This is a genomic window from Frankia sp. RB5 (genome assembly GCF_059816245.1).
In genome coordinates this window covers 1-2,776 of sequence record NZ_JCBATA010000134.1, presented here as the reverse complement: position 1 = coordinate 2,776, position 2,776 = coordinate 1, and the positions used below count along the sequence as shown (strand labels likewise).

1 protein-coding gene and 1 pseudogene are annotated in these 2,776 nt (G+C 75.5%); both read right to left on the bottom strand.

The window, feature by feature from the left end; genetic code table 11:
* Window positions 1-1,796: ATP-binding protein (locus tag AC6EXY_RS33095; RefSeq protein ID WP_499842476.1), on the bottom strand; the 1,796-nt coding region annotated here is incomplete at its 3' end.
* 719 nt (window positions 1,797-2,515) lie between these two features.
* Window positions 2,516-2,776, bottom strand: a pseudogene (locus AC6EXY_RS33090) (hypothetical protein); the annotation flags it as partial.

Genomic DNA, 2,776 nt, shown 5'->3' with positions numbered 1-2,776 from the left:
CCACCCGGCCGGGCCTGGCGCGGCCGGGCGGCGCCGGCGGCGGGCGCCCGGCTCGCCGCGTTCGCCATCGTCTCCCCACGGCGGCGCTTCGGCAGCGCCCCACCGCCTCCCGGCAGCCCGCCGGCGTCCGGCGTCCACTCGGTGCCGGGCAGCCCGCCGGCGCTCGCAAGCCGCTCGGAGCGGGGCGGCCCATCGCCGCCCGGTACCCCGCCGACTCCCGGCGTCAGACCGCCGGGCGTCACCGCGTCACGTGACGGAAGCCCGTTGAGGTGCGGCGCCGCGCCCTCACCCGGCGCCGCGCCGGGCCGGGCCGACCTGGCGGCCGCGGTGTGGGGGAGGGGTATCGGGCCGGTCGTGGCCGCGGTCGGCGTGGGACCGGTCGGTGCGCCGGTCGTCGCCGCGGCGCCGTCCGGACCGCTCTCGGGCGCACCGCTGGCCGCCACCATGTCGACGGCGGCCAGCCGGATGGTTCCCTCCGTGCTGGTGCCCGCGTCGGCCGTGTCGGCGTCCGCGGGTATGGGGGTGGTGACGCCGGGCCGGGCCACCGCGAGCAGACGGCGGGGAACCAGCACGACGACGCCCGTGCCGCCGCGGGAGGACGGGCGGAACGACACGGTCAGCCCGTGCTTGCGGGCCAGGACGCCGACGACCGCGAGGCCCAGCCGGGTGCCGGACAGCGTCGTGAGGTCCAGCGGCTGGGCGGAGACGGCGCGCTCGGCGCGGCGCAGCGCCGCCGGTCCCATCACCAGACCGCCGTCCTCGATGGTCACGACGATGCCCGCCTGCACCTCCTCCACGTAGACGTGGACCTCCTCGGAGGGCGGCGAGAAGCTGGTGGCGTTGTCCATCAGTTCGGCGAGGGCGTGCATGACGCCTTCCGCGGCGTAGCCGGCGACGGCGACCGTGCTCGTCGAGTGCAGCCGGACGCGTTGGTAGGCGCTGATCCGCCCGACCGCGCCGCGCAGGATGCTCTCCATCACGATCGGCTTGGTCCAGCGTCGGCCGGTGCGGGCACCGGTCAGCACGGCGATGCTGTCCGCCAGCCGGCCGGCCTGCGCGGTCGCGTGGTCGAGACGCAGCAGGTCGCCGAAGACGGCCTCGTCGTGGCGGTCCTCCATCTCCCGCAGGTCGGCGAGCATGCTGGTGGCGAGGGCCTGGACGCGGCCGGCGGCGTTGGCACAGGCCGACATCGCCGCCGCGCGCATCCGCTCGCCTCGCCCGATCTCCGTCGCCAGGGTGCGCAGGATGCGGTGATGCGCCTGCGCCGCCTGGCGGGCGATCTCGTCCATCTCCGGCTCGGCCGTCGCCGCCCCCAGGACGGCGCCGCCTGCCTGGCCGTTCGCGCTCGTCTGGCCGTTCGCGCTCGTCAGGCCGCCGGCCCCGGCGGAGGCCTGTTCCGCCTCCTCGATCTCGGCCAGCGCGACCTCGGGCGACGAGCCGTCACGCAGCCGCTTCACGATCGCCGGCAGGGTGTGCTCAGCCAGGTGGGCGGCCTGCGACTGCTGCGCCCGGGCCTGTGCGCGCACACCGTCGAGCCTGGTCTCCAGATCGGTGACCTGGGTGTGCAGTCGGCGCACCACGCGGCCCCGGGAGGTCGCCAGCGCCCCGGCGAGCGCCGTGACGACGGCGGCCGCGACCGCGGCCGCCACCACGGCCGGCCGGCTCGCCGCCGAGGTGGCGAGAGCCGCCCAGAGGCCGAGGCCGGCGACGACCAGCAGGGCGAGCAGCAGCAGGCCCGGCGTCCGATCGGACGAGGCCTGTGGGGTGCGACGGGGGCTCGAGGCATGTGTCGGCATGGGAATCCTCGTCAACGGAACGCGGCGAGCAGGCGGGCATCAGGCGACGCGGCGCTCGGCCGTGGGACGTGATCCTGCCGGGCGCCGTCACCGCGTCCCGGCAGGCCGCGGCGGAGGGCCGGAGGTGTGTACGTCATGGTTTTCGACCCCCCGGTCTCGCCTTCGTCGCCGTTCCCTGTGCGGCCGAGGTACCCGGATCGGCGCGGAGCCGGGCCGGATAACAACGGTGCGAATCAGCCTAGGCGGGGGTACTCGATCAATCGGAGTGGACGAGGTTGACTGATAGCGCGGATTGACTCCTAGTGGCCATGGTGATGGTCCGTTGTCCATTGATGGGTTTATGGGCGTTCCGGGGTCGTTGTGCGGTGGATAAAAGATCTTGTCCTGAGTGTTGCGACGATATGCATGACCGGCCTAAATGGCCCCCTGGTCATCACGTTCCACGGAAATTGGGTCGCATTGGTGATGGTTTGGCCGATTCTGGCCACGCGGTCCCGAGATGGCCATTTCCCGGATTGTCCGATTCGAGCCTGTGTGGGGATCGACGGCCACGGGCCATCTCGGCGCGTAGCGCCTTCCCGCGCGGGCGGCTGCCGGCGGGCTTCGGCGGAGCCGGCCCCGGGTGGGCGGCCTTGGCGGCCCCGGCCGTGTCGCGCCGAGGCCGCCAGGAGGCAGGAGGGATGGCGGCCCGGCGGTGTCGCGCCGGGCCCCCGGATGGTTCAGCCCCGGCGGCGCTTGGGGCCGTCGAGCGTGACCTGGTCGCCGGTCACGAGGCCGGCACGGCGCAGCGCCTCGGCGATCGCCCCGTCGGGGGCGCCGGACCCGCCGCGCCCGCCCCGGCCACCGGAGCCGCCCCGTCCGCCTCTGCTGGCACCGCCGCCGCCGGGGCTGAACCATCCGGGGGCCCGGCGCGACACCGCCGGGCCGCCATCCCTCCTGCCTCCTGGCGGCCTCGGCGCGACACGGCCGGGGCCGCCAAG